A 19,460-nucleotide genomic window follows, 5' to 3' on the forward strand; every position below is an offset into this window, starting at 1 on the left:
GCTTTGGGAGTCGGCCGCTGCCTGGAATCCGGGAAGTCGGCCGGAATTGTTGCCTGGAAAACAGTCGGCTGCGGGTACCCGGTAGAGGCACCCGCAGCCGCCCTGCCTTTTACAGGTACTGCCCGGTGTTGGCCACCGTGTCGATGGAGCGTCCGGTGTCCGCGCCCTGCTTTCCGGTGACGAGCGTACGGATGTAAACGATCCGTTCGCCCTTCTTGCCGGAGATGCGGGCCCAGTCGTCCGGGTTGGTGGTGTTCGGCAGGTCCTCGTTCTCCTTGAACTCGTCCACGCAAGCCTGGAGGAGGTGGGAGACCCTGAGACCCTTCTGCTTGTGTTCGAGGAAGGCCTTGATGGCTGCCTTCTTGGCGCGTCCGACGATGTTCTCGATCATGGCGCCGGAGTTGAAGTCCTTGAAGTACAGGACTTCCTTGTCGCCGTTGGCGTACGTGACCTCGAGGAAGCGGTTCTCCTCGCTTTCGGCGTACATCTGCTCCACGGCGGTCTGGATCATTCCGTGGACCGTACTGGCGCGGTCGCCGCCGTGCTCGCCGAGGTCGTCGGAGTGCAGGGGGAGGCGGGCGGTCAGGTACTTGGCGAAGATGTCCTTGGCCGCTTCGGCGTCCGGGCGCTCGATCTTGATCTTCACGTCGAGTCGTCCGGGGCGCAGGATCGCGGGGTCGATCATGTCCTCGCGGTTGGAGGCGCCGATCACGACCACGTTCTCCAGGCCCTCGACACCGTCGATCTCGGCGAGCAGCTGGGGGACGATGGTGTTCTCCACGTCCGAGCTGACGCCGGATCCGCGGGTGCGGAAGAGGGACTCCATCTCGTCGAAGAAGACGATGACGGGGGTGCCCTCGCTGGCCTTCTCACGCGCACGCTGGAAGACGAGGCGGATCTGCCGCTCGGTCTCGCCGACGTACTTGTTGAGCAGCTCGGGGCCCTTGATGTTCAGGAAGAAGCTCTTGCCCGTGGCCTGTCCGGTCACTTCCGCGACCTTCTTGGCAAGGGAGTTGGCCACTGCCTTGGCGATCAGGGTCTTGCCGCAGCCAGGAGGTCCGTAGAGCAGGACGCCCTTGGGCGGCCGCAGCTCGTGCTCCTTGAACAGGTCCGGGTAGAGGTAGGGGAGCTCGACCGCGTCGCGGATCAGTTCGATCTGGTTGCCCAGGCCGCCGATCTGCTCGTAGCCGATGTCCGGGACCTCTTCGAGGACGAGCTCTTCGACTTCGCTCTTGGGTACGACTTCGTAGACATAGCCGGATCGGGGTTCGAGCAGGAGGGCGTCGCCGGGGCGGATGGTGATGTCGAGGAGTGGTTCGGCGAGCCGGACCACGCGTTCTTCATCGGTGTGCCCGACCACCAGGGCGCGCTCGCCGTCCTCGAGGATCTCCTTGAGGGTGACGATGTCGCCGACGCTCTCGTACTCCATGGCCTCGACCACGTTGAGTGCTTCGTTGAGCATCAGTTCCTGGCCGCGCCTGAGCTCTTCGAGCTCCACGCTGGGGCTCACGTTCACCCGGAGCTTGCGGCCGCCGGTGAAGATGTCGGCGGTACCGTCCTCGTTCGCCACGAGGAAGACTCCGAAGCCGGCCGGCGGCTGTGCGAGCCGGTCGACTTCCTCCTTGAGGGCCACGATCTGGTCGCGGGCCTCCCTGAGCGTGTTGGCGAGCCGCTCGTTCTGTGCGGACACGCCGGCCAGGTTGGTCTGCAGCTCGACGATCCGCTCTTCGAGAATCCTCGTATGCCGCGGAGAGTCGGCGAGCTTGCGTCGCAGGACGGCGATCTCCTGCTCAAGATAGGCAATCTGACCGGCGGGGTCGTCGGACCCTCTTCCCGGGCGGATGCCGCGGTTCATGTCGTCGTCGTGGGCTGCCACGGTCCTCACCTCCTCCAAGGGGAGCTGGACGCTTCCAGACCCTACCTGGGTGGGTGTCGATTGAAACCCCTAGATCAAAAAGACGATGGGGGTGTGTCCGATCTTCACCCTTGCGCTCTCCCTCACGCCAGGGGAATACCCACCCAACATGATTGGGAAGCGGGCGGTTGTAGGGTCGAAGTGTTCAACACCCGTCGGAGCTGGCCCGACTTGCTGGTACGCGGGGCGGTTCGAGGCAGGAAACGGCAGGAGATATGAGCGTGCAGCAGGAGGCCGGATCCGGCACCGGCAGCGGTGCCGCCCTTGAGGTGTGGATCGACCAGGACCTCTGCACCGGCGACGGGATCTGCGTGCAGTACGCACCGGAGGTCTTCGAGCTGGACATCGACGGTCTGGCGTATGTGAAGGGCGCGGACGACGAGCTGTTGCAGGCGCAGGGGGCTTCTGCCCCGGTGCCGCTGCCGCTGTTGAACGACGTGGTGGACTCCGCGAAGGAGTGTCCGGGCGACTGCATTCATGTACGTCGCGTTTCGGACAGGGTGGAGGTCTACGGTCCTGACGCGGAGTGACCGCCGGGTTTCGACGCGTCACGTGACGTAGGAATCGGCCAACGAAAGGGGCCCGTGCCGCCGTTCCCGGCGGGCGCGGGCCCTTTTCGTGTGTCGCGGGTCAGATGCTGCGGGCCTCTGCGGGCGTGGAGCGCACGAACGCGTCGCCCTTCCACTGCCACTTGGCCTTGTCCTGGGTGTCGGGGCAGCAACTGGGGACGGCGGAGCTGGAGTAGCCGAGGAGGGTGGCGGTGACGGCCTTGTCGCGTACCGCCACGTCGTCGGCGGTGAGCCGGTCCTTGGGGTCGACGAGCGTGGCGACGATGCGCGGCTCGGCGTGGGTCTCGCGGGGCTGGGTGAGGACGTAGACGCCGTTGGGCGGGGTGCCGGAGCCTGCGTCGCAGCGGACCACGGCGACGGTTTCCGGCCTGCCGTCACCGTCGAGGTCTCCGGTGGCCTTCTTCACCACGAGGATCTTGGCGGGGCCGCAGTCGAGCGGAAAGTGGACGGCGGCGGGGTCGGGCGGTGCGGCGGTGGTTCTGGTGCTTACGGGCTGCGTTGCCGGCTGGGCCGCGGTGGCCGCGCCGGGCTGCAGGAAGGAGGAGGCCGCGACGACGGCCGATACGGCCGCGGCGGTCGCGAGCCAGTGGATGGGGCGGGTGGTGCTGTGCGCCAGTTCCGGGACGGCGGGGTGCTGCACTAGGAGTGTCTCCTGTGAGGGCTGTGCCGGTGGGGGTGGCCAGCATCGTGCCATACCTCACAGTGCGAGGGAACGTCAGGGTCCGCTGATTCTCAGCTTCCTCACGTTGTCTTGCCGTATCGTGCGCGCCGCTTGTCAACGAACGGGCGCCGCCGTCGAGTTCCCCTGGTGTGACGGGGAACTCGACGGCGGCGCCTGTGCGTTGTGTGGGGTGTTCGGGTCAGCGTCCGGCGTTGCCGCCGTCCGCGTTCGGGCCCGAGTAGTCCTCGCCGTAGGCGCCCTTGGCGGGGCGGCGGCGGCGCATGGGCGGCTCGACGCCGTCCGCGAGGCGGCGGGCGGTGAGGAGGAAGCCGGTGTGGCCGATCATGCGGTGGTCCGGGCGGACGGCCAGGCCCTCGACGTGCCAGTTACGGATCATCGACTCCCAGGACGTCGGCTCGTTGAAGCAGCCGATCTCGCGGATGGACTCGACGGTCCGCGCGAGCTGGGTGGTGGTGGCGACGTAGCAGCAGAGGATGCCGCCGGGGACGAGGGCCTTGGAGACGGCCTCGAGGCACTCCCAGGGGGCGAGCATGTCGAGGATGACGCGGTCCACGTCGGCGTCGCTCAGGTTGTCCTGGAGGTCGCCGACGGTGAGCTGCCACGCGGGGTGGGGGCCGCCGAAGTAGCGCTCCACGTTCTGGGTGGCGATCTCGGCGAAGTCCTCGCGGCGCTCGTAGGAGTGCAGCATGCCCTCGTCGCCGATGGCGCGCAGCAGGAAGCTGCTCAGCGAGCCGGAGCCGACGCCTGCCTCGACGACGCGGGCGCCGGGGAAGATGTCGGCGAAGGCCAGGATCTGCCCCGCGTCCTTGGGGTAGACCACGGCGGCGCCGCGGGGCATGGACAGGACGTAGTCGGGGAGCAGGGGGCGCAGCGCGAGGTAGGCGACGTTTCCGGTGGTGCGGACAACGCTGCCCTCGGGAGCGCCGATCAGCTCGTCGTGGGGGAAGGAACCCTTGTGGGTGTGGAAGTTCTTCCCGGCCTCGAGCGTGAACGTGTAGTGGCGGCCCTTGGGGTCGGTCAGCTGTACCTGGTCCCCGACCTTGAAGGGCCCGCGTCGGCGGGCGGCACCGGTCGGTTCGGACATGTGACCAGCCTACCGGTCCGCGGAGGGGGCGCGGACCAGGGGCGCGGGGCGGTCAGGAGGGGCGGGCCATGGCCTTGACGAAGGCGCGCTCCACGTCGGCGGCGGACAGGACGCCGTAGATGGCGCCGCTCTCCTCGACGACGAGGTACTCGGTGGCGGGGGTGGCGCGGAGGGTGTCGAGGAGTTCCTCGCCTGAGAGTTCCGCGGAGACGCGCATGCCGTCGGTGAGGTCCTGGGCCAGTCCGCTGACGGCGACCCAGGGACGGCGGTGTTCGGGTACGCCGACGATCGCGGCCTCGCGGACGAGGGACCTGGGTTCCCCGTCGGCGTCGACGATGACGAGGGCGCGGGCTCCCGCCTCGTTGGCGCGGCGCAGGGCTTCGGACAGGGGGGTAGCGCTCTCGACGGGGACGGCGCGGCGGGTCAGGGTGCGGGCGCGCAGTTCGGGGAGGTGTTCACGCAGGCGGGCCATGCGGAGGCTGTTGCCGGCGCCGGTCCAGATGATCGCGGCGAGGATGGCTGCGAGCAGGGCGTCGGTGACGGTGTCCATGCCGCTGACGTCCGCGGCGCGTTCGCCGAGGGCGCCGGTCTGGGTGACCAGGGGCAGCCCGATGAGGACGGTGATGGCGAGGGCGCGGCCGACCCAGGCGGCGGCGACTGTGCCCGTCATGGGCTTGCCGGTGATCTTCCAGACGATGGCGCGGAGCATGCGGCCGCCGTCGAGGGGCAGGCCGGGCAGCAGGTTGAACGCGGCGACGATGAGGTTGGAGATCATCAGTCCCGCGAGCAGGACGCCGGGCACGGTGCCGGCTTCCACGACGAGCATGCCGAGGTAGAAGACGCCGGCCAGGACGAGGGAGAGCAGCGGTCCGACGAAGGCGAGGACGAACTCGCGTCCCGGCGTCTCGGACTCCTTCTCGATCTCGGACACCCCGCCGAAGAACTGCAGTTGGATGCGGCGCACCGGCAGTTTGAAGCGGAGGGCGGCGACGGTGTGCGCGAGTTCGTGGACGAGCACGGAGGCGTAGAACGCGACCGCGAAGAAGAGGGAGACGAGGTAGCGGGTGGCGCCGAGTCCGGGCAGGACGTGGTCGAGCTGGCCGCCGAAGACCCAGGTGATGAGGGCGGCGACGAGGAACCAGCTGGGCGCCACGTAGACGGGGACGCCGAAGGGGCGCCCCATGAGCAGCCCGCCCCGGGGCTCGGGGGCCTTGGTGGGGCGGCGGCCGCTGGTCGCGGGGGTTCGCGTGGGTGGGGGGTTGCCCTGAGGTCCGGGGTCCTGAGCGGGCGGGGGCGTGTCGCCGTCGCTGCCCGTGCCGGACTTGGTGAACGGGTCCGGGTCGGAGGTGTCGTCCTGGCCGGCCGGGGTGGTGTCGTCGCCGTCGGGCGGGGTGGTGTCGCCCTGGCCGGCCGGGGTGGCGGGCTCGGGGTGCTCTGTGTGCGGGTGCTCTTCCGGATCCCGGGGGGTCTGTGGGACGGAGTTCGCGCGGTCCGCGCCGTTGACGGGTGTTGGGTGCGTGGGGCCGGGGCGGGCGGCCTGGTGGTCGTCCGTCGTACCGCTGCCGGGCTGCGGCCGGCCGCTCTCGTCCACGGTGATCCCTCGGTCCCCTCGTCAGAAATCCCTCGCTCCTGCCGTTGCACGATCATGCGGGGCGAGGGGGTCTGTCGTCGATGGTATGCGTCCGGTGTGGCGTTGCCCTCGTCGACTCCCCTGCGGGACCGCCGGGCCCCGCTTCCCAGGACGCCGGCGACGCGTTCGTACCTGACTGTCGGTGGCGGCCCGTATGGTCTGTCGTCATGGAAACCAGCACCGAAGGGGCCGCCGCGGCCGCTCGCCCTGCGTCGCTCTCGCCCTCGCGCGCGAGCGACTTCATGCAGTGCCCGTTGCTCTACCGGTTCCGGGTGATCGACAAGCTGCCCGAGAAGCCGAGCGAGGCGGCGACCCGCGGCACGCTGGTGCACGCGGTGCTGGAGAGACTGTTCGACGCGCCTGCGGGCGAGCGGACGGCCCCGCGGGCGAAGTCCCTCATCCCCGGCCAGTGGGACCGGCTGCGCGAGGTGAAGCCGGAGCTGGCCGAGCTGTTCGCGGACGACGGCGAGGGTGAGCGGATGGCGCGCTGGCTCGGGGAGGCCGAGCAGCTCGTCGAGCGCTGGTTCACGCTCGAGGATCCGACGCGTCTGGAGCCCGCCGAGCGGGAGCTGTTCGTCGAGGCCCAGCTGGACTCGGGCCTGAAGCTGCGCGGCATCATCGACCGGGTCGACGTCGCGCCGACGGGCGAGGTCCGGATCGTCGACTACAAGACGGGCAAGGCCCCGCGCCCGGAGTACGCGGAGGGCGCCCTGTTCCAGATGAAGTTCTACGCGCTGGTGGTGTGGCGTCTGAAGGGCGTGGTGCCGCGGCGGCTCCAGCTGGTCTATCTGGGCAGCGGTGACGTGCTCACGTACGACCCGGTGGTGGAGGACCTGGAGCGGGTGGAGCGCAAGCTGCACGCGCTGTGGGACGCGATCGAGCTGGCCACGGAGACGGGTGAGTGGCGTCCCCGGCCGACGAAGCTGTGCGGTTGGTGCGACCATCAGGCGGTTTGCCCGGAGTTCGGTGGGACTCCCCCGCCGTATCCGCTTCAGATCAGGGTGCCCGGGTCGGAGAGCAGCTAGCAGGGCAGAATGGGCCGGACTACCGAAGGAGAGTTACGTGGCGATCCGCGTCCTACTGGTCGACGACCAGCCGCTGCTCCGTACCGGGTTCCGGATGATTCTGGAGGCCGAGCAGGACATCGCGGTCGTCGGCGAGGCCGGAGACGGCCTGCAGGCGCTCGACCAGGTCCGTGCCCTGCAGCCCGATGTGGTGTTGATGGACATCCGTATGCCGCGGATGGACGGTGTCGAGGCGACCCGGCAGATCACCGGCCCCGGGCGGGACGGTCCGGCGAAGGTGCTCGTCCTGACGACGTTCGACCTCGATGAGTACGTGGTGGAGGCACTGCGCGCCGGCGCCAGTGGCTTCTTGTTGAAGGACGCTCCGGCCAATGAGCTGGTGCAGGCGATCCGGGTGGTCGCGGCGGGCGAGGCGATGCTCGCGCCGAGCATCACGCGGCGGCTGCTCGACAAGTACGCGGACCATCTGCCGTCGGGTGACGAGCCGGTGCCCGACGCGCTGCACACGCTGACCGAGCGTGAGGTCGAGGTCCTGAAGCTCGTGGCGCGCGGCTTGTCGAACGCGGAGATCGCGGCGGATCTGTTCGTCAGTGAGACGACGGTGAAGACCCATGTCGGCCATGTACTGACGAAGCTGAGGCTGCGCGACCGCGTGCAGGCGGCGGTGTACGCGTACGAGAGCGGTCTGGTGCGTCCCGGCGCCCAGTGAGGCCGGGCGTCCGAAGGAACGGGCCGGTGGCCGCCTCCCGCGAAGGGGGGCGGCCACCGGTCTGTTATGCGGTGCCCTTGCTGATCTCCCAGAAGCGGAACACGGTCGACGCGTCGAGGCAGGATTCCAGGCCGTAGACGCTGTCCCGGGCGACGGCGTACTGCTTGGCCTGCCAGACGGGCAGGACCGGCAGTTCGTCGGCGACGATGTTCTGGAGCTGCTCGAAGTCCGGGTCGGTGGAGGCGCGGTCGCTCTGCGCCCCGGTCTCCGGGATGATCTTCCCGGTGATGGTGCTGTTGGTGTAGTTGTTCCCGAGCACGTTGCCGGCGCCGAAGAACGGCTGGGTGAAGTTGTCGGGATCCGGATAGTCCGGGACCCAGCCCTTCACGTACACGCCGTACTTGCCGGTCTTGATGTCCTTCTCGTACTGGCCGAACTCGATGGACTTCATGTCGGCGTCGAACAGGCCGCTCGCGTTGAGCTGCTTGGCGATGGCCTTCAGTTCCTGGTCGGTGGCGGGGCCGTAGCGCGAGGGCGTCGACCAGAGGGTGATCTTCACCTTGCCGGTGATGCCGTCGGCGCGCAGCGCGGCGCGGGCCTTCGCGGGCGAGGGGTGGGCCCCGTAGGTGTCGAAGAAGGCCGTGTTGTGGCCGCTGATGCCCGCCGGGATGATCGAGTACAGCGGGGTGGCGGTGTCCTGGTAGACCTCGTCGACCAGGGCGTCGCGGTCGATCAGGTAGGCCATGGCCTTGCGCACGGACAGGCGTCCCGCGACCGGGTCCTTCATGTTGAAGACCAGGTGCTGGACCTCGGCGCTGGTGCCCTCGACGACGTCCATGCTCTGGCTCGTCGAGGTGGAGTTCTCGATGCCGGCGATGTCCTTGGCGGCGAGTCCGCGGTAGGCGAGGTCGATCTTGCCGCCGACGAGGGCCTTCTTCAGGCCGGCCTGGTCGCCGTGGAAGAACTTGATGGTCATGCCGGAGTTCTGGACCTTCGCGGTGCCCTTGTAGTCCGGGTTGACCGAGAAGACGGCCTGCTTCTTGTCGAAGGAGTCCAGCTTGTAGGGCCCGGAGCCGACGGCCTTGCCGTCCGTGCGCAGGCCGTCTATCGAGTACGCGGCGTGGTCGACGATCGATCCGGCGCCGGACGCGATCTTGCTCGGGAACGTGGCGTCCGCGTGCTTCAGCTTGAAGACGACGGTCTTGGCGTCGGGCGTCTCGACCTTGTCGAGCATGGGGAACATGATCGCCGGGCCTGCGTCGTCACCGATGTTCATCATGCGGTCGAAGGAGAACTTGACGTCCTTCGAGGTGAGCTTGTGGCCGTTGCTGAACGTGAGGCCGTCGCGCAGGGTGCAGGAGTAGACGCGGGTGCCGGTGTCCGTGAAGGAGCACTCCTTGGCCGCTTCGGGCTCCGGCTCGGTGCTGCCCTTGGGGAAACTCAGGAGTGACTGGAACACGTTGTTGAACAGCAGCCACGACCCCGGGTCGTAGCCGGACGCCGGATCGGTGGCCTGAATGTCGTCGGACATTCCCATGACCACGGCTTCGCCCTGCCCGGCGGCGTCTGACTCGTCGGTGCCACAGCCGGCCAGCAGAGCCGCGGTGAGTCCCGTCCCGAGGGGCAGGACCAGCCACTGGTTGCGCATTCTCACGTACGTGCCTTGTCGTCAGTGGTGCGGAATCGGGCGAGCCGGCCGTCCTGGAGAGGAGGGCCGGCTCGCGCTGGGATCAGCCGCTCACGCCGCGGCCGAGCTCCCAGAGCTGGAGGATCGAGGAGGAGCTGAGGGCCCACTCGACTCCGGTGATGTCGTCGCGTGCGGCGACGTACTGCTTGCCCTGCCACAGCGGAAGGACCGGCACGTCGTCGGCGACGATGTTCTGGATGCTCGTGAGGCTCTTGGAGGCGGTCAGCCGGTCGGCCTCACGACGGGACTCGGGGATGAGCTGGTCCCGGATGGTGCTGTTCGCGTAGGGGGACGCGAGGAAGTTGTCCTTGTCGAGGAACGGCGCGATGAAGTTGTCGGCGTCGGGGAAGTCGGGGAACCAGCCCAGGCCGTAGACGTCGTACTTGCCCTTGAGCTCGGACGCGCGGTACGTGTCCCAGGCGTCGCCCTTGATGTCGACGTCGAACAGGCCGCTGGAGTTGAGCTGCTTCTTGAGCACCTCGAACTCCCGCTTGGTGGCGGGGCCGTAGTGGTCGGTCGTGTAGTGCAGGGTCAGCTTCACCGGCGTGGTGATGTTGGACCGGGACAGGATCGAGGCGGCCTTGGAGACGCTCGGCTCGCTGTACTTGTTGAAGAACGAGTTCGTGTGGCCGGTGATGCCGGCGGGCACGAGCGAGTACAGCGGTTCGGCGGAGGTGCCGTAGACGTCGGCCGTGAGCTGGCCGCGGTCGACGATCTGCGCCATGGCCTGGCGGACGGCCTTGCTCTTGACCACGGGCGCGCTGGTGTCGAACCCGAGGTAGCGGATCTCCATGCCCGGCATCTCGACCAGGTTGATGTTCTTGCCGGGGTTGTCCGAGAGCTGCTTGATCTGCTCCGGCGACATGGTGCGCGTCATCATGTCGACGTCGCCCTTTTCGAGGGCCTTGCCCATGGCGGGGGCGTCCGCGAAGGAGATCAGCTCCACCTGGTCGTTCTTCGGCTTCAACTGCCCCTTGTAGTGGGGGTTCTTGGTGAAGACGGCCTTGACGAGGGTGTTGTTCTTGACCTTGGCGTCAAGGGTGTACGGGCCCGAGCCGTCGACCGAGAAGCCATTGCGCAGCTTCCCCTTCGTGTAGTCGTCGGGGTTGACGATGCCGGCGGTGGGTGTGGCCAGCTTGTACGGGAAGGTGGCGTCGGGGCTCTTCAGGTGGAAGATGACCTCGCTGCGACCCTTGGTCTCGATCGTGTCGATGCTCGAGAGCAGTGCGGAGGAGCCGCTGTCGCTCTTGATGCCGAGCACCCGGTCGATGGAGAACTTCACGTCCGAGGCGGTGACGGGGGTGCCGTCGGCGAACGCGAGGCCCTTGCGCAGGGTGCAGGAGAAGCGCTCGTTGCCGGTGTCGGTGAAGCCGCAGGTCTGTGCGGCCTCGGGGACCGGCTCGCCGCCGCCGCGCGGCATGGCCATCAGGGTCTGGATGGTCTGGCGCAGCACGTTCCAGGAACCCGCGTCATAGGCGTACGCGGGGTCGAACGGGGCCGGGACGGCCTTCGAGGCCACGAACCGGTCGGTGGTGCCGACGGCGATCGCATCGCCTTCCTTGCCCCCGCTGTCGGACCCGCCGCACGCGGCGAGCACAGGCGCGAGCAGGCCGATGACGGCCGGCAACACCAAAGTCTTGCGGTTCATGCTCGAAGTTCTCCAGAGCTTGTCGATCCTGTGGGCCCGGCAACGGGGGTGGTGCCGACGGGACACAAGGGGGTACGGCGATGTTCTCGCGACGACATTAATGCGCACGGCGAGGTGTCCCGAAGGCGCCGCAGCCATGGGTTCATCACGCTGCGAAACCGGGTGTGGACGCACCGATAACCCCACAGGGGTCGCTTCGGCTCAGGTTCCGACCAATCGGGACACAAGGTCACCCGGGGTGGCACAGGGGGTGGGGTCGCAGCACAGGTCCACACACCTGTCGACCCCACATCGAGTGGGAAACCTCACACGTTCAACTGGGTTGCCTGGCACAGTATTTCGGCCACGCGCGAGGGGCGTTACCGAAGGTTCAGCGGACCATCAGGCCATGCAGGAAAGGCAGGTTGACGTGTTCGAGCGAGGGGACGACGGTGCGTCGGTGGGCGGGCGCGATGGGGGCGACGGAGGGTACGGCGACGACGTGGCAGCCGGCCGCCTCGGCGGCGGCGACACCGGTCGCGGTGTCCTCGATGACGGCGCATCTGGCCGGATCCGCACCCAGACCCGCGGCGGCGAGCAGATACGGGTCGGGGTACGGCTTCGTCCGCTCGACCTCGTCACCCGCGACCGTGAGCGCGAAATGCTCGCGTCCGAGTGAGCTCAGGACCCGGTCGATGATGCGCCGGTGCGAGGCGGACACGAGGGCCGTGGGCACTTCGTGGGCGGCGAGTTCGGCGAGGAGGCGCGCGGCGCCCGGCATGAGCGGCAGGGTGCTGCTGATGCGCTCCTCGAAGCCGTCGTTGAGCAGCACGGTCAGCTCGGGCAGCGTGATGTCCGCGCCGGTCGCCTCGATGAGGAAGCCGGCACTGCGGGTCATGGGACCGCCGACGACGACTTCGCGCCACGCCTCGTCGAGCACGTGCCCCAGCGAGCCGAAGACGGCGACCTCGGCGTCCCACCAGAAGCCTTCGGTGTCCACCAGAGTGCCGTCCATGTCGAGGAGCACGGCCTGCAGGGCGGAGCCTTCGGCCGTTCGGGTACCGAGAGCGGGGACCGTACTGGTCATCCGGGCACACCTCCGTGAAGGGACGAGAAGGCCGGCCGCCTCCTTTGACAGGAAGGCAACCGGCCTGCACTGGACCGACCAGTGTACGACTCGTTCAGGTCAGCGCGCGTTGAAGTACTTCGCCTCGGGGTGGTGGATGACGATCGCGTCCGTGGACTGCTCCGGGTGGAGCTGGAACTCCTCGGACAGGTGGACCCCGATGCGCTCGGGCTCCAGGAGCGACGCGATCTTGGCGCGGTCCTCGAGGTCCGGGCACGCTCCGTAACCGAGCGAGAAGCGGGCGCCGCGGTACTTGAGCGCGAACATGTCCTCCATCTCGGCCGGGTCCTCACCGGCGAAGCCCAGCTCCGAACGGACTCGCGCGTGCCAGTATTCGGCGAGCGCCTCGGCCAACTGGACGGACAGGCCGTGCAGTTCGAGGTAGTCGCGGTACGAGTTCGACTCGAAGAGCTTGGCGGTCTCCTCGCCGATCCGGGAGCCGACGGTGACGACCTGGAGGCCGACGACGTCGGTCTCGCCCGACTCCTCGGGACGGAAGAAGTCCGCGAGGCACAGGCGGCGGCCGCGCCGCTGGCGCGGGAAGGTGAAGCGGGTGCGCTCGTTGCCCTGGTCGTCGAGGATGATCAGGTCCTCGCCCTTGGACACGCACGGGAAATAGCCGTAGACGACGGCCGCTTCCAGCAGGTTCTTGGTGTGCAGCTCGTCCAGCCAGCCGCGCAGGCGCGGGCGGCCCTCGGTCTCCACCAGCTCCTCGTACGTGGGCCCGTCGCCGGTGCGCGCCTGCTTGAGGCCCCACTGGCCCTTGAAGAGGGCGCCCTCGTCCAGCCAGGACGCGTACTCCTTGAGCTGGATGCCCTTGATGACGCGGGTGCCCCAGAACGGGGGCTCGGGGACCGGGTTGTCGGTGGACGTGTCGGAGCGCGCGGGCTGCTCGTCGGGCCGCTCCTCGATCTGTACGGCGCCCGCCTTCACCCGGCGCTGCTTGAGCTCGGGGAGCGTGGCGCCGGGGACGCCCCGCTTGACGGCGATGAGGGCGTCCATGAGGCGCAGGCCCTCGAACGCGTCGCGCGCGTAACGGACTTCGCCCTCGTAGATCTCGTGGAGGTCCTGCTCGACGTAGGCCCTCGTCAGCGCCGCGCCGCCGAGGATGACGGGGAAGTCGGCCGCCATCTTGCGCTGGTTGAGCTCCTCCAGGTTCTCCTTCATGATCACGGTGGACTTGACGAGGAGTCCGGACATGCCGATCACGTCGGCCTTGTGCTCCTCGGCGGCTTCCAGGATCGCGGAGACGGGCTGCTTGATGCCGAGGTTGACGACGTTGTAGCCGTTGTTCGACAGGATGATGTCGACGAGGTTCTTGCCGATGTCGTGGACGTCGCCGCGCACGGTGGCCAGGACGATGGTGCCCTTGCCCTCGGCGTCCGACTTCTCCATGTGCGGCTCCAGATAGGCCACCGCGTTCTTCATGACCTCGGCGGACTGGAGGACGAACGGCAGCTGCATCTGGCCGGAGCCGAAGAGTTCGCCGACGACCTTCATGCCGTCCAGGAGCGTCTCGTTGACGATTTCGAGGGCGGTGCGGGTCTGCAGCGCCTCGTCGAGGTCGGCCTCCAGGCCGTTCTTCTCGCCGTCGATGATGCGGCGCTTGAGGCGCTCGTCCAGGGGCAGCGCGGCCAGTTCCTCGGCCTTGCCGGCCTTGAGGGACTTGGCGGTGGCGCCCTCGAACAGCGCCATCAGCTTCTGGAGGGGGTCGTAGCCCTCGGCGCGACGGTCGTGGATCAGGTCGAGGGCCGTCTGCACCTCCTCCTCGGTGAACCGGGCGATGGGCAGGATCTTCGACGCGTGCACGATCGCCGAGTCGAGGCCGGCCTTCACGCACTCGTCGAGGAAGACCGAGTTGAGCAGGATGCGCGCGGCCGGGTTGAGGCCGAAGGAGATGTTCGACAGACCGAGCGTGGTCTGCACGTCGGGGTGACGGCGCTTCAGCTCACGGATCGACTCGATGGTGGCGATGCCGTCCTTGCGCGACTCCTCCTGGCCGGTGCAGATGGTGAAGGTGAGGCAGTCGATGAGGATGTCCGACTCGTGGATGCCCCAGTTGCCGGTGAGGTCATCGATGAGGCGCTCGGCGATGGCGACCTTGTGCTCGACGGTGCGGGCCTGGCCCTCCTCGTCGATGGTCAGCGCGATCAGGGCGGCGCCGTGCTCCTGCGCGAGGCGCGTGACCTTCGCGAAGCGCGACTCGGGGCCGTCACCGTCCTCGTAGTTGACGGAGTTGATGACCGCGCGGCCGCCGAGCTTCTCCAGGCCCGCCCGCAGGACGTCGACCTCGGTGGAGTCCAGGACGATCGGCAGGGTGGAGGCGGTGGCAAAGCGGCCGGCCAGCTCCTCCATGTCGGCGACGCCGTCGCGGCCCACGTAGTCGACGCAGAGGTCGAGCATGTGCGCGCCCTCGCGGATCTGGTCGCGGGCCATCTCGACGCAGTCGTCCCAGCGGCCTTCCAGCATGGCCTCGCGGAACTTCTTGGAGCCGTTGGCGTTCGTACGCTCACCGATCGCCATGTACGAGATGTCCTGGCGGAACGGGACCGTCTGGTAGAGCGAGGCGGCGCCCGGCTCGGGGCGGGGCTCGCGGACGGTGGGCGTCAGGCCGCGGACGCGCTCGACGACCTGGCGCAGGTGCTCGGGCGTGGTGCCGCAGCAGCCGCCGACGAGGGAGAGCCCGTACTCGCGGACGAACGTCTCCTGGGCGTCGGCCAGCTCGGGGGCCGTCAGCGGGTAGTGCGCGCCGTTCTTGCCGAGGACGGGCAGGCCGGCGTTGGGCATGCAGGACAGCGGGATGCGGGAGTGGCGGGCGAGGTAGCGCAGGTGCTCGCTCATCTCGGCCGGGCCGGTGGCGCAGTTCAGGCCGATCATGTCGATGCCGAGGGGCTCCAGGGCGGTCAGAGCCGCGCCGATCTCGGAGCCGAGGAGCATCGTGCCGGTGGTCTCGACCGTGACCGAGCAGATCAGCGGGAGGTTCGCGCCGGTGGCGTCGAGGGCGCGGCGGGCGCCGATGATCGAGGCCTTGGTCTGGAGCAGGTCCTGCGTCGTCTCGACGAGGAGCGCGTCGGCGCCGCCGGCGATCATGCCCTCGGCGTTCTGCTGGTAGGCGTCGCGCAGCGTCGTGTACGCGGCGTGACCGAGGGTGGGCAGCTTGGTGCCGGGGCCCATGGAGCCGAGGACCCAGCGCTGCTGTCCGGTGCTGGTGGTGAACTCGTCGGCGACCTCGCGGGCGATGCGCGCGCCGGACTCGGAGAGCTCGAAGACGCGCTCGGGGATGTCGTACTCGCCGAGGGCCGCGAAGTTCGCGCCGAACGTGTTCGTCTCGACGCAGTCGACGCCGACCGCGAAATACTCCTCGTGGACCGAGCGGACGATGTCCGGGCGGGTCACGTTCAGGATCTCGTTGCAGCCTTCGAGGTCCTGGAAGTCCTCGAGGGTGGGGTCCTGTGCCTGGAGCATCGTGCCCATCGCGCCGTCGGCCACGACCACGCGGGTGGCCAGGGCTTCACGGAGGGCATCGGCTCGGGTCCGGCCGGCGGGGTCGGTGGTCGGAACGGGCGTTGGCAACGAGGCCATGAAAGTGCTCCCTGAGATGCGACGGCTGTCGGCTTTGCGGCTCCCATGGAGGAGGCGCACCCGGTCAGGGTAGCCGGGCCGGTGGTTTCTCCGCGGAGGCGTCCACTGGCCGGAACGGCCGTGTGGCGCGTGGTGCGGGTGTGCCCCGAACCGGGGCGTCGAGCCAAACGGTGCGAAATATAGGCTCCTCGCGTATTCGCACGAGGTCGGCAACGACCGATAGTGTTCAGCATTGTCGAACGTTGCTCGGCGAGAGGATCGAGGGAGGAAGGGCTGGGATGGCACGGAACATCCAGTCACTCGAGCGGGCCGCCGCCATGTTGCGGCTCCTTGCGGGCGGTGAGCGCCGGCTCGGCCTCTCGGACATCGCATCCGCGCTGGGCCTGGCCAAGGGCACGGCGCACGGCATTCTGCGCACGCTGCAGCACGAGGGCTTCGTCGAGCAGGACGCCGCGTCGGGCCGCTACCAGCTGGGCGCGGAGCTGCTGCGCCTCGGCAACAGCTATCTGGACGTGCACGAGCTGCGGGCACGCGCGCTGGTGTGGACGGACGACCTGGCGCGCTCCAGCGGCGAGAGCGTCTATCTCGGCGTCCTGCACCAGCAGGGCGTACTGATCGTGCACCACGTCTTCCGGCCCGACGACAGCCGTCAGGTCCTGGAGGTCGGGGCGATGCAGCCGCTGCACTCCACGGCGCTGGGCAAGGTTCTGTCGGCGTACGACCCGGTGGCGCACAGCGAGGTGGTCGAGGTGGACCGCAAGACGTTCACGGGGCGGACGGTGAGTGACCTCGTGGAGTTCGAGACCGTCCTCGACCTGACCCGCGCTCGCGGGTACGCGGACGACGTCGAGGAGACCTGGGAGGGCGTCGCCTCCGTCGCGGCCCCGATCCACGACCGGCGGCGCATGCCGGTCGGCGCGGTCGGCATAACCGGCGCCGTGGAGCGCGTGTGTGCCGACGGGGAGCTGCGCCCCGAACTCGTCGCCGCCGTGCGGGACTGCGCCCGCGCCGTCTCCCGCGACCTGGGCGCCAGCCGCTTCTGAGCGCCCCGCGCCGCTTCGCCGGTGTCCTCCGTACGGACCGAAGGCCCCGCTCACCGGCGGGGCCTTCGCCGTTTCAACATGCAGGCCGCACCTTTACGGGCCACCATCGACGAACGCGCAGTCCAGACACGGAAGCGACAGCACGGAAGCGATAGCCCGACTCGATCAATAACGATCGAGTTTTCGATAACAGAACCCTTGACTAGCGAGTAACCCCGGGGTGAGACTCGCGTCCATCGGTCGGCATTGTCGAACACCTACCGGCAATAGGCGTTAGAGTGTGGCAAGCCAGGGCCGAAAACGCCCTCACCTGAGGGCGCGAACCACCGGAGAGGGACCCGGGGTTCGGCTTCCCCTGGACGAAGGACAAAGGAGTCGCGGGTGTCCAGCTCCGACATCTTCATCGGCGAGACCATCGGTACCGCCGTACTCATCCTGCTGGGCGGTGGCGTGTGCGCCGCCGTCACGCTGAAGAACTCAAAGGCGCGCAACGCCGGCTGGCTCGCGATCACCTTCGGGTGGGGCTTCGCCGTACTGACCGGCGCCTACCTGGCAGGGGGCGTGTCAGGCGCCCACCTGAACCCGGCGGTCACCATCGGTCTCGCCATCGAGGGCGGCACCAAGTGGAGCGATGTCCCGCTCTACCTGGGCTCGCAGCTCCTGGGCGCGATGATCGGCGCCCTGCTGGTCTGGGCGACGTACTACGGCCAGTTCCACGCGCATCTGACCGACCCGGAGATCCTCGCCGCCCCGCCGGCCGAGGAAGGCATGATCCAGGAGAAGGTCTCGCCCAAGGCGGGCCCGGTGCTCGGCATCTTCTCGACCGGTCCTGAGATCCGGAACGTGGCGCAGAACCTCATCACGGAGATCATCGCCACGGTCGTGCTCGTCCTGGCCATCCTCACCGAGGGCCTGAACGACGGGGGCAACGGCCTGGGCGTCCTCGGTGCCATGGTCACCGCGTTCGTCGTGGTCGGCATCGGCCTCTCCCTCGGCGGGCCCACGGGCTACGCGATCAACCCGGTCCGCGACCTCGGACCCCGCATCGTGCACTCCCTGCTGCCCCTGCCGAACAAGGGCGGCTCCGACTGGACGTACGCCTGGATCCCGGTCGCCGGCCCCCTCATCGGCGGCGCCATAGCGGGCGGTCTCTACAACGTCGCCTTCAAGTAGGCGACAGGCCCCCTACGCAATCTCCGCCAGAGCCGCACCGAGCACTTCCAGGAGCAGACCGTGACCGACGCACACACCGCGGGCCCGTTCATCGCAGCGATCGACCAGGGCACCACCTCCAGCCGTTGCATCGTCTTCGACAAGGACGGCCGGATCGTCTCCGTCGACCAGAAGGAGCACGAGCAGATCTTCCCGAAGCCGGGCTGGGTCGAGCACAACGCGACCGAGATCTGGACCAACGTCCAGGAGGTCGTCGCCGGGGCCGTCACGAAGGCCGGCATCACCCGCGACGACATCAAGGCCATCGGCATCACCAACCAGCGCGAGACGACACTGCTGTGGGACAAGAACACGGGTGAGCCCGTCCACAACGCCATCGTCTGGCAGGACACCCGCACCGACGCCCTGTGCAAGGAGCTCGGGCGCAATGTGGGCCAGGACCGCTTCCGCCGCGAGACGGGCCTCCCGCTGGCCTCCTACTTCGCGGGCCCCAAGGCCCGCTGGCTGCTCGACAACGTCGAGGGGCTCAAGGAGCGCGCCGAGGCCGGCGACATCCTCTTCGGCACGATGGACTCCTGGGTCATCTGGAACCTGACAGGCGGTGTCAACGGCGGCAAGCACGTCACCGACGTCACCAACGCCTCCCGCACCATGCTGATGAACCTCCACACCATGGAGTGGGACGCGAAGATCGCCGAGTCCATCGGCGTCCCGCTGGCCATGCTGCCGGAGATCCGCTCCTCCGCCGAGGTGTACGGCGAGGTCAGCGGCGGCCCTCTCGGCGAACTCCTCGGCGGCATTCCCGTCGCGTCCGCGCTCGGCGACCAGCAGGCGGCCCTGTTCGGCCAGACCTGTTTCTCCGAGGGCGAGGCCAAGTCGACGTACGGCACCGGCACCTTCCTGCTGATGAACACGGGCGACAAGCCCGTCAACTCGTACAACGGCCTGCTGACCACCGTCGGCTACCGCATCGGCGACCAGAAGGCGGTCTACGCCCTGGAGGGCTCGATCGCCGTCACCGGTTCGCTGGTGCAGTGGATGCGCGACCAGATGGGCCTGATCTCCACCGCCGCCGAGATCGAGACGCTCGCGTCGTCGGTCGAGGACAACGGCGGCGCGTACTTCGTGCCGGCCTTCTCCGGTCTGTTCGCCCCGTACTGGCGCTCCGACGCCCGCGGTGTGATCGCCGGTCTGACCCGGTACGTCACCAAGGCGCACCTCGCGCGCGCCGTGCTCGAGGCCACCGCCTGGCAGACCCGTGAGATCACCGACGCCATGACGAAGGACTCCGGCGTCGAGCTCGCGGCGATCAAGGTCGACGGCGGCATGACCTCCAACAACCTGCTGATGCAGACGCTCTCGGACTTCGTGGACGCCCCTGTGGTGCGCCCGATGGTCGCCGAGACCACCTGCCTCGGTGCCGCCTACGCCGCCGGTCTCGCCGTCGGCTTCTGGTCCTCGACCGACGAGCTGCGCGCCAACTGGCGCAGGGCCGCCGAGTGGACCCCCAACATGGCCGCGGAGAAGCGCGACCGTGAGTACAAGAGCTGGCTCAAGGCCGTTGAACGCTCCATGGGCTGGCTCGACGAAAGTGGCGAGGAGTAAGAC

Annotated in this window: 14 protein-coding genes; 6 read left to right on the forward strand and 8 right to left on the reverse strand. The window is 68.7% G+C overall.

All coding sequences use genetic code 11. From position 1 onward, the window contains the following. Positions 1–109: 109 nt before the first annotated feature. Positions 110–1,876, reverse strand: a complete 1,767-nt coding sequence (arc, locus tag AC07EJ_RS30795; protein WP_389490278.1) for a proteasome ATPase — start codon at positions 1,874–1,876, stop codon at positions 110–112. Between the two features lie 254 nt (positions 1,877–2,130). On the opposite strand from arc, the gene AC07EJ_RS30800 reads away from it, so the two are divergent. Next, entirely contained in the window at positions 2,131–2,445 is a 315-nt protein-coding gene (locus AC07EJ_RS30800; protein ID WP_478885494.1) for a ferredoxin, read from the forward strand. A gap of 100 nt (positions 2,446–2,545) precedes the next feature. On the opposite strand, the gene AC07EJ_RS30805 is transcribed toward AC07EJ_RS30800, so the two are convergent. The 3 genes from AC07EJ_RS30805 to AC07EJ_RS30815 form a co-directional block, all read right to left on the reverse strand. Further along, positions 2,546–3,124, reverse strand: coding sequence for a hypothetical protein (locus tag AC07EJ_RS30805; protein WP_389490274.1), 579 nt, complete (start codon positions 3,122–3,124; stop codon positions 2,546–2,548). Between the two features lie 220 nt (positions 3,125–3,344). Then, entirely contained in the window at positions 3,345–4,250 is a 906-nt protein-coding gene (locus AC07EJ_RS30810; RefSeq protein ID WP_389483501.1) for a tRNA (adenine-N1)-methyltransferase, read from the reverse strand. 52 nt (positions 4,251–4,302) lie between these two features. Then, complete coding sequence (locus AC07EJ_RS30815; protein WP_478885495.1) at positions 4,303–5,841, reverse strand: site-2 protease family protein; 1,539 nt, start codon at positions 5,839–5,841, stop codon at positions 4,303–4,305. A 206-nt stretch (positions 5,842–6,047) separates the two neighbouring features. On the opposite strand from AC07EJ_RS30815, the gene AC07EJ_RS30820 reads away from it, so the two are divergent. Further along, positions 6,048–6,905 (forward strand): RecB family exonuclease, encoded by an 858-nt coding sequence (locus tag AC07EJ_RS30820; protein ID WP_389483507.1) that lies wholly within the window; start codon positions 6,048–6,050, stop codon positions 6,903–6,905. Between the two features lie 37 nt (positions 6,906–6,942). Beyond that, positions 6,943–7,614, forward strand: a complete 672-nt coding sequence (locus tag AC07EJ_RS30825) for a response regulator (RefSeq protein ID WP_389483510.1) — start codon at positions 6,943–6,945, stop codon at positions 7,612–7,614. 64 nt (positions 7,615–7,678) lie between these two features. Here AC07EJ_RS30825 and AC07EJ_RS30830 read toward each other — a convergent pair whose 3' ends face one another. The 4 genes from AC07EJ_RS30830 to metH form a co-directional block, all read right to left on the reverse strand. Further along, entirely contained in the window at positions 7,679–9,268 is a 1,590-nt protein-coding gene (locus tag AC07EJ_RS30830; protein ID WP_478885496.1) for an ABC transporter substrate-binding protein, read from the reverse strand. Positions 9,269–9,344: 76 nt separating this feature from the next. Next, the gene (locus tag AC07EJ_RS30835; RefSeq protein ID WP_389483515.1) at positions 9,345–10,949 is read right to left on the reverse strand and encodes an ABC transporter substrate-binding protein; all 1,605 of its coding nucleotides are present in this window, start codon (positions 10,947–10,949) and stop codon (positions 9,345–9,347) included. A 370-nt stretch (positions 10,950–11,319) separates the two neighbouring features. After that, positions 11,320–12,015: an HAD family hydrolase gene (locus AC07EJ_RS30840; RefSeq protein WP_389483518.1), complete on the reverse strand. Its 696-nt coding sequence runs from the start codon at positions 12,013–12,015 to the stop codon at positions 11,320–11,322. A gap of 99 nt (positions 12,016–12,114) precedes the next feature. After that, positions 12,115–15,636: a methionine synthase gene (gene metH, locus AC07EJ_RS30845; protein ID WP_478885497.1), complete on the reverse strand. Its 3,522-nt coding sequence runs from the start codon at positions 15,634–15,636 to the stop codon at positions 12,115–12,117. Positions 15,637–15,914: 278 nt separating this feature from the next. Between metH and AC07EJ_RS30850 the strand changes: the two genes are divergently transcribed. The 3 genes from AC07EJ_RS30850 to glpK all read left to right on the forward strand — a co-directional run bounded on the left by AC07EJ_RS30850 (position 15,915) and on the right by glpK (position 19,457). Continuing rightward, entirely contained in the window at positions 15,915–16,679 is a 765-nt protein-coding gene (locus AC07EJ_RS30850; RefSeq protein ID WP_389483523.1) for an IclR family transcriptional regulator, read from the forward strand. A 381-nt stretch (positions 16,680–17,060) separates the two neighbouring features. Next, positions 17,061–17,852: an MIP/aquaporin family protein gene (locus AC07EJ_RS30855; RefSeq protein ID WP_389483526.1), complete on the forward strand. Its 792-nt coding sequence runs from the start codon at positions 17,061–17,063 to the stop codon at positions 17,850–17,852. A gap of 60 nt (positions 17,853–17,912) precedes the next feature. Continuing rightward, positions 17,913–19,457: a glycerol kinase GlpK gene (gene glpK, locus AC07EJ_RS30860; protein WP_326776595.1), complete on the forward strand. Its 1,545-nt coding sequence runs from the start codon at positions 17,913–17,915 to the stop codon at positions 19,455–19,457. Positions 19,458–19,460: the final 3 nt, after the last annotated feature.

Source organism: Streptomyces sp. NPDC045026 (assembly GCF_056432625.1).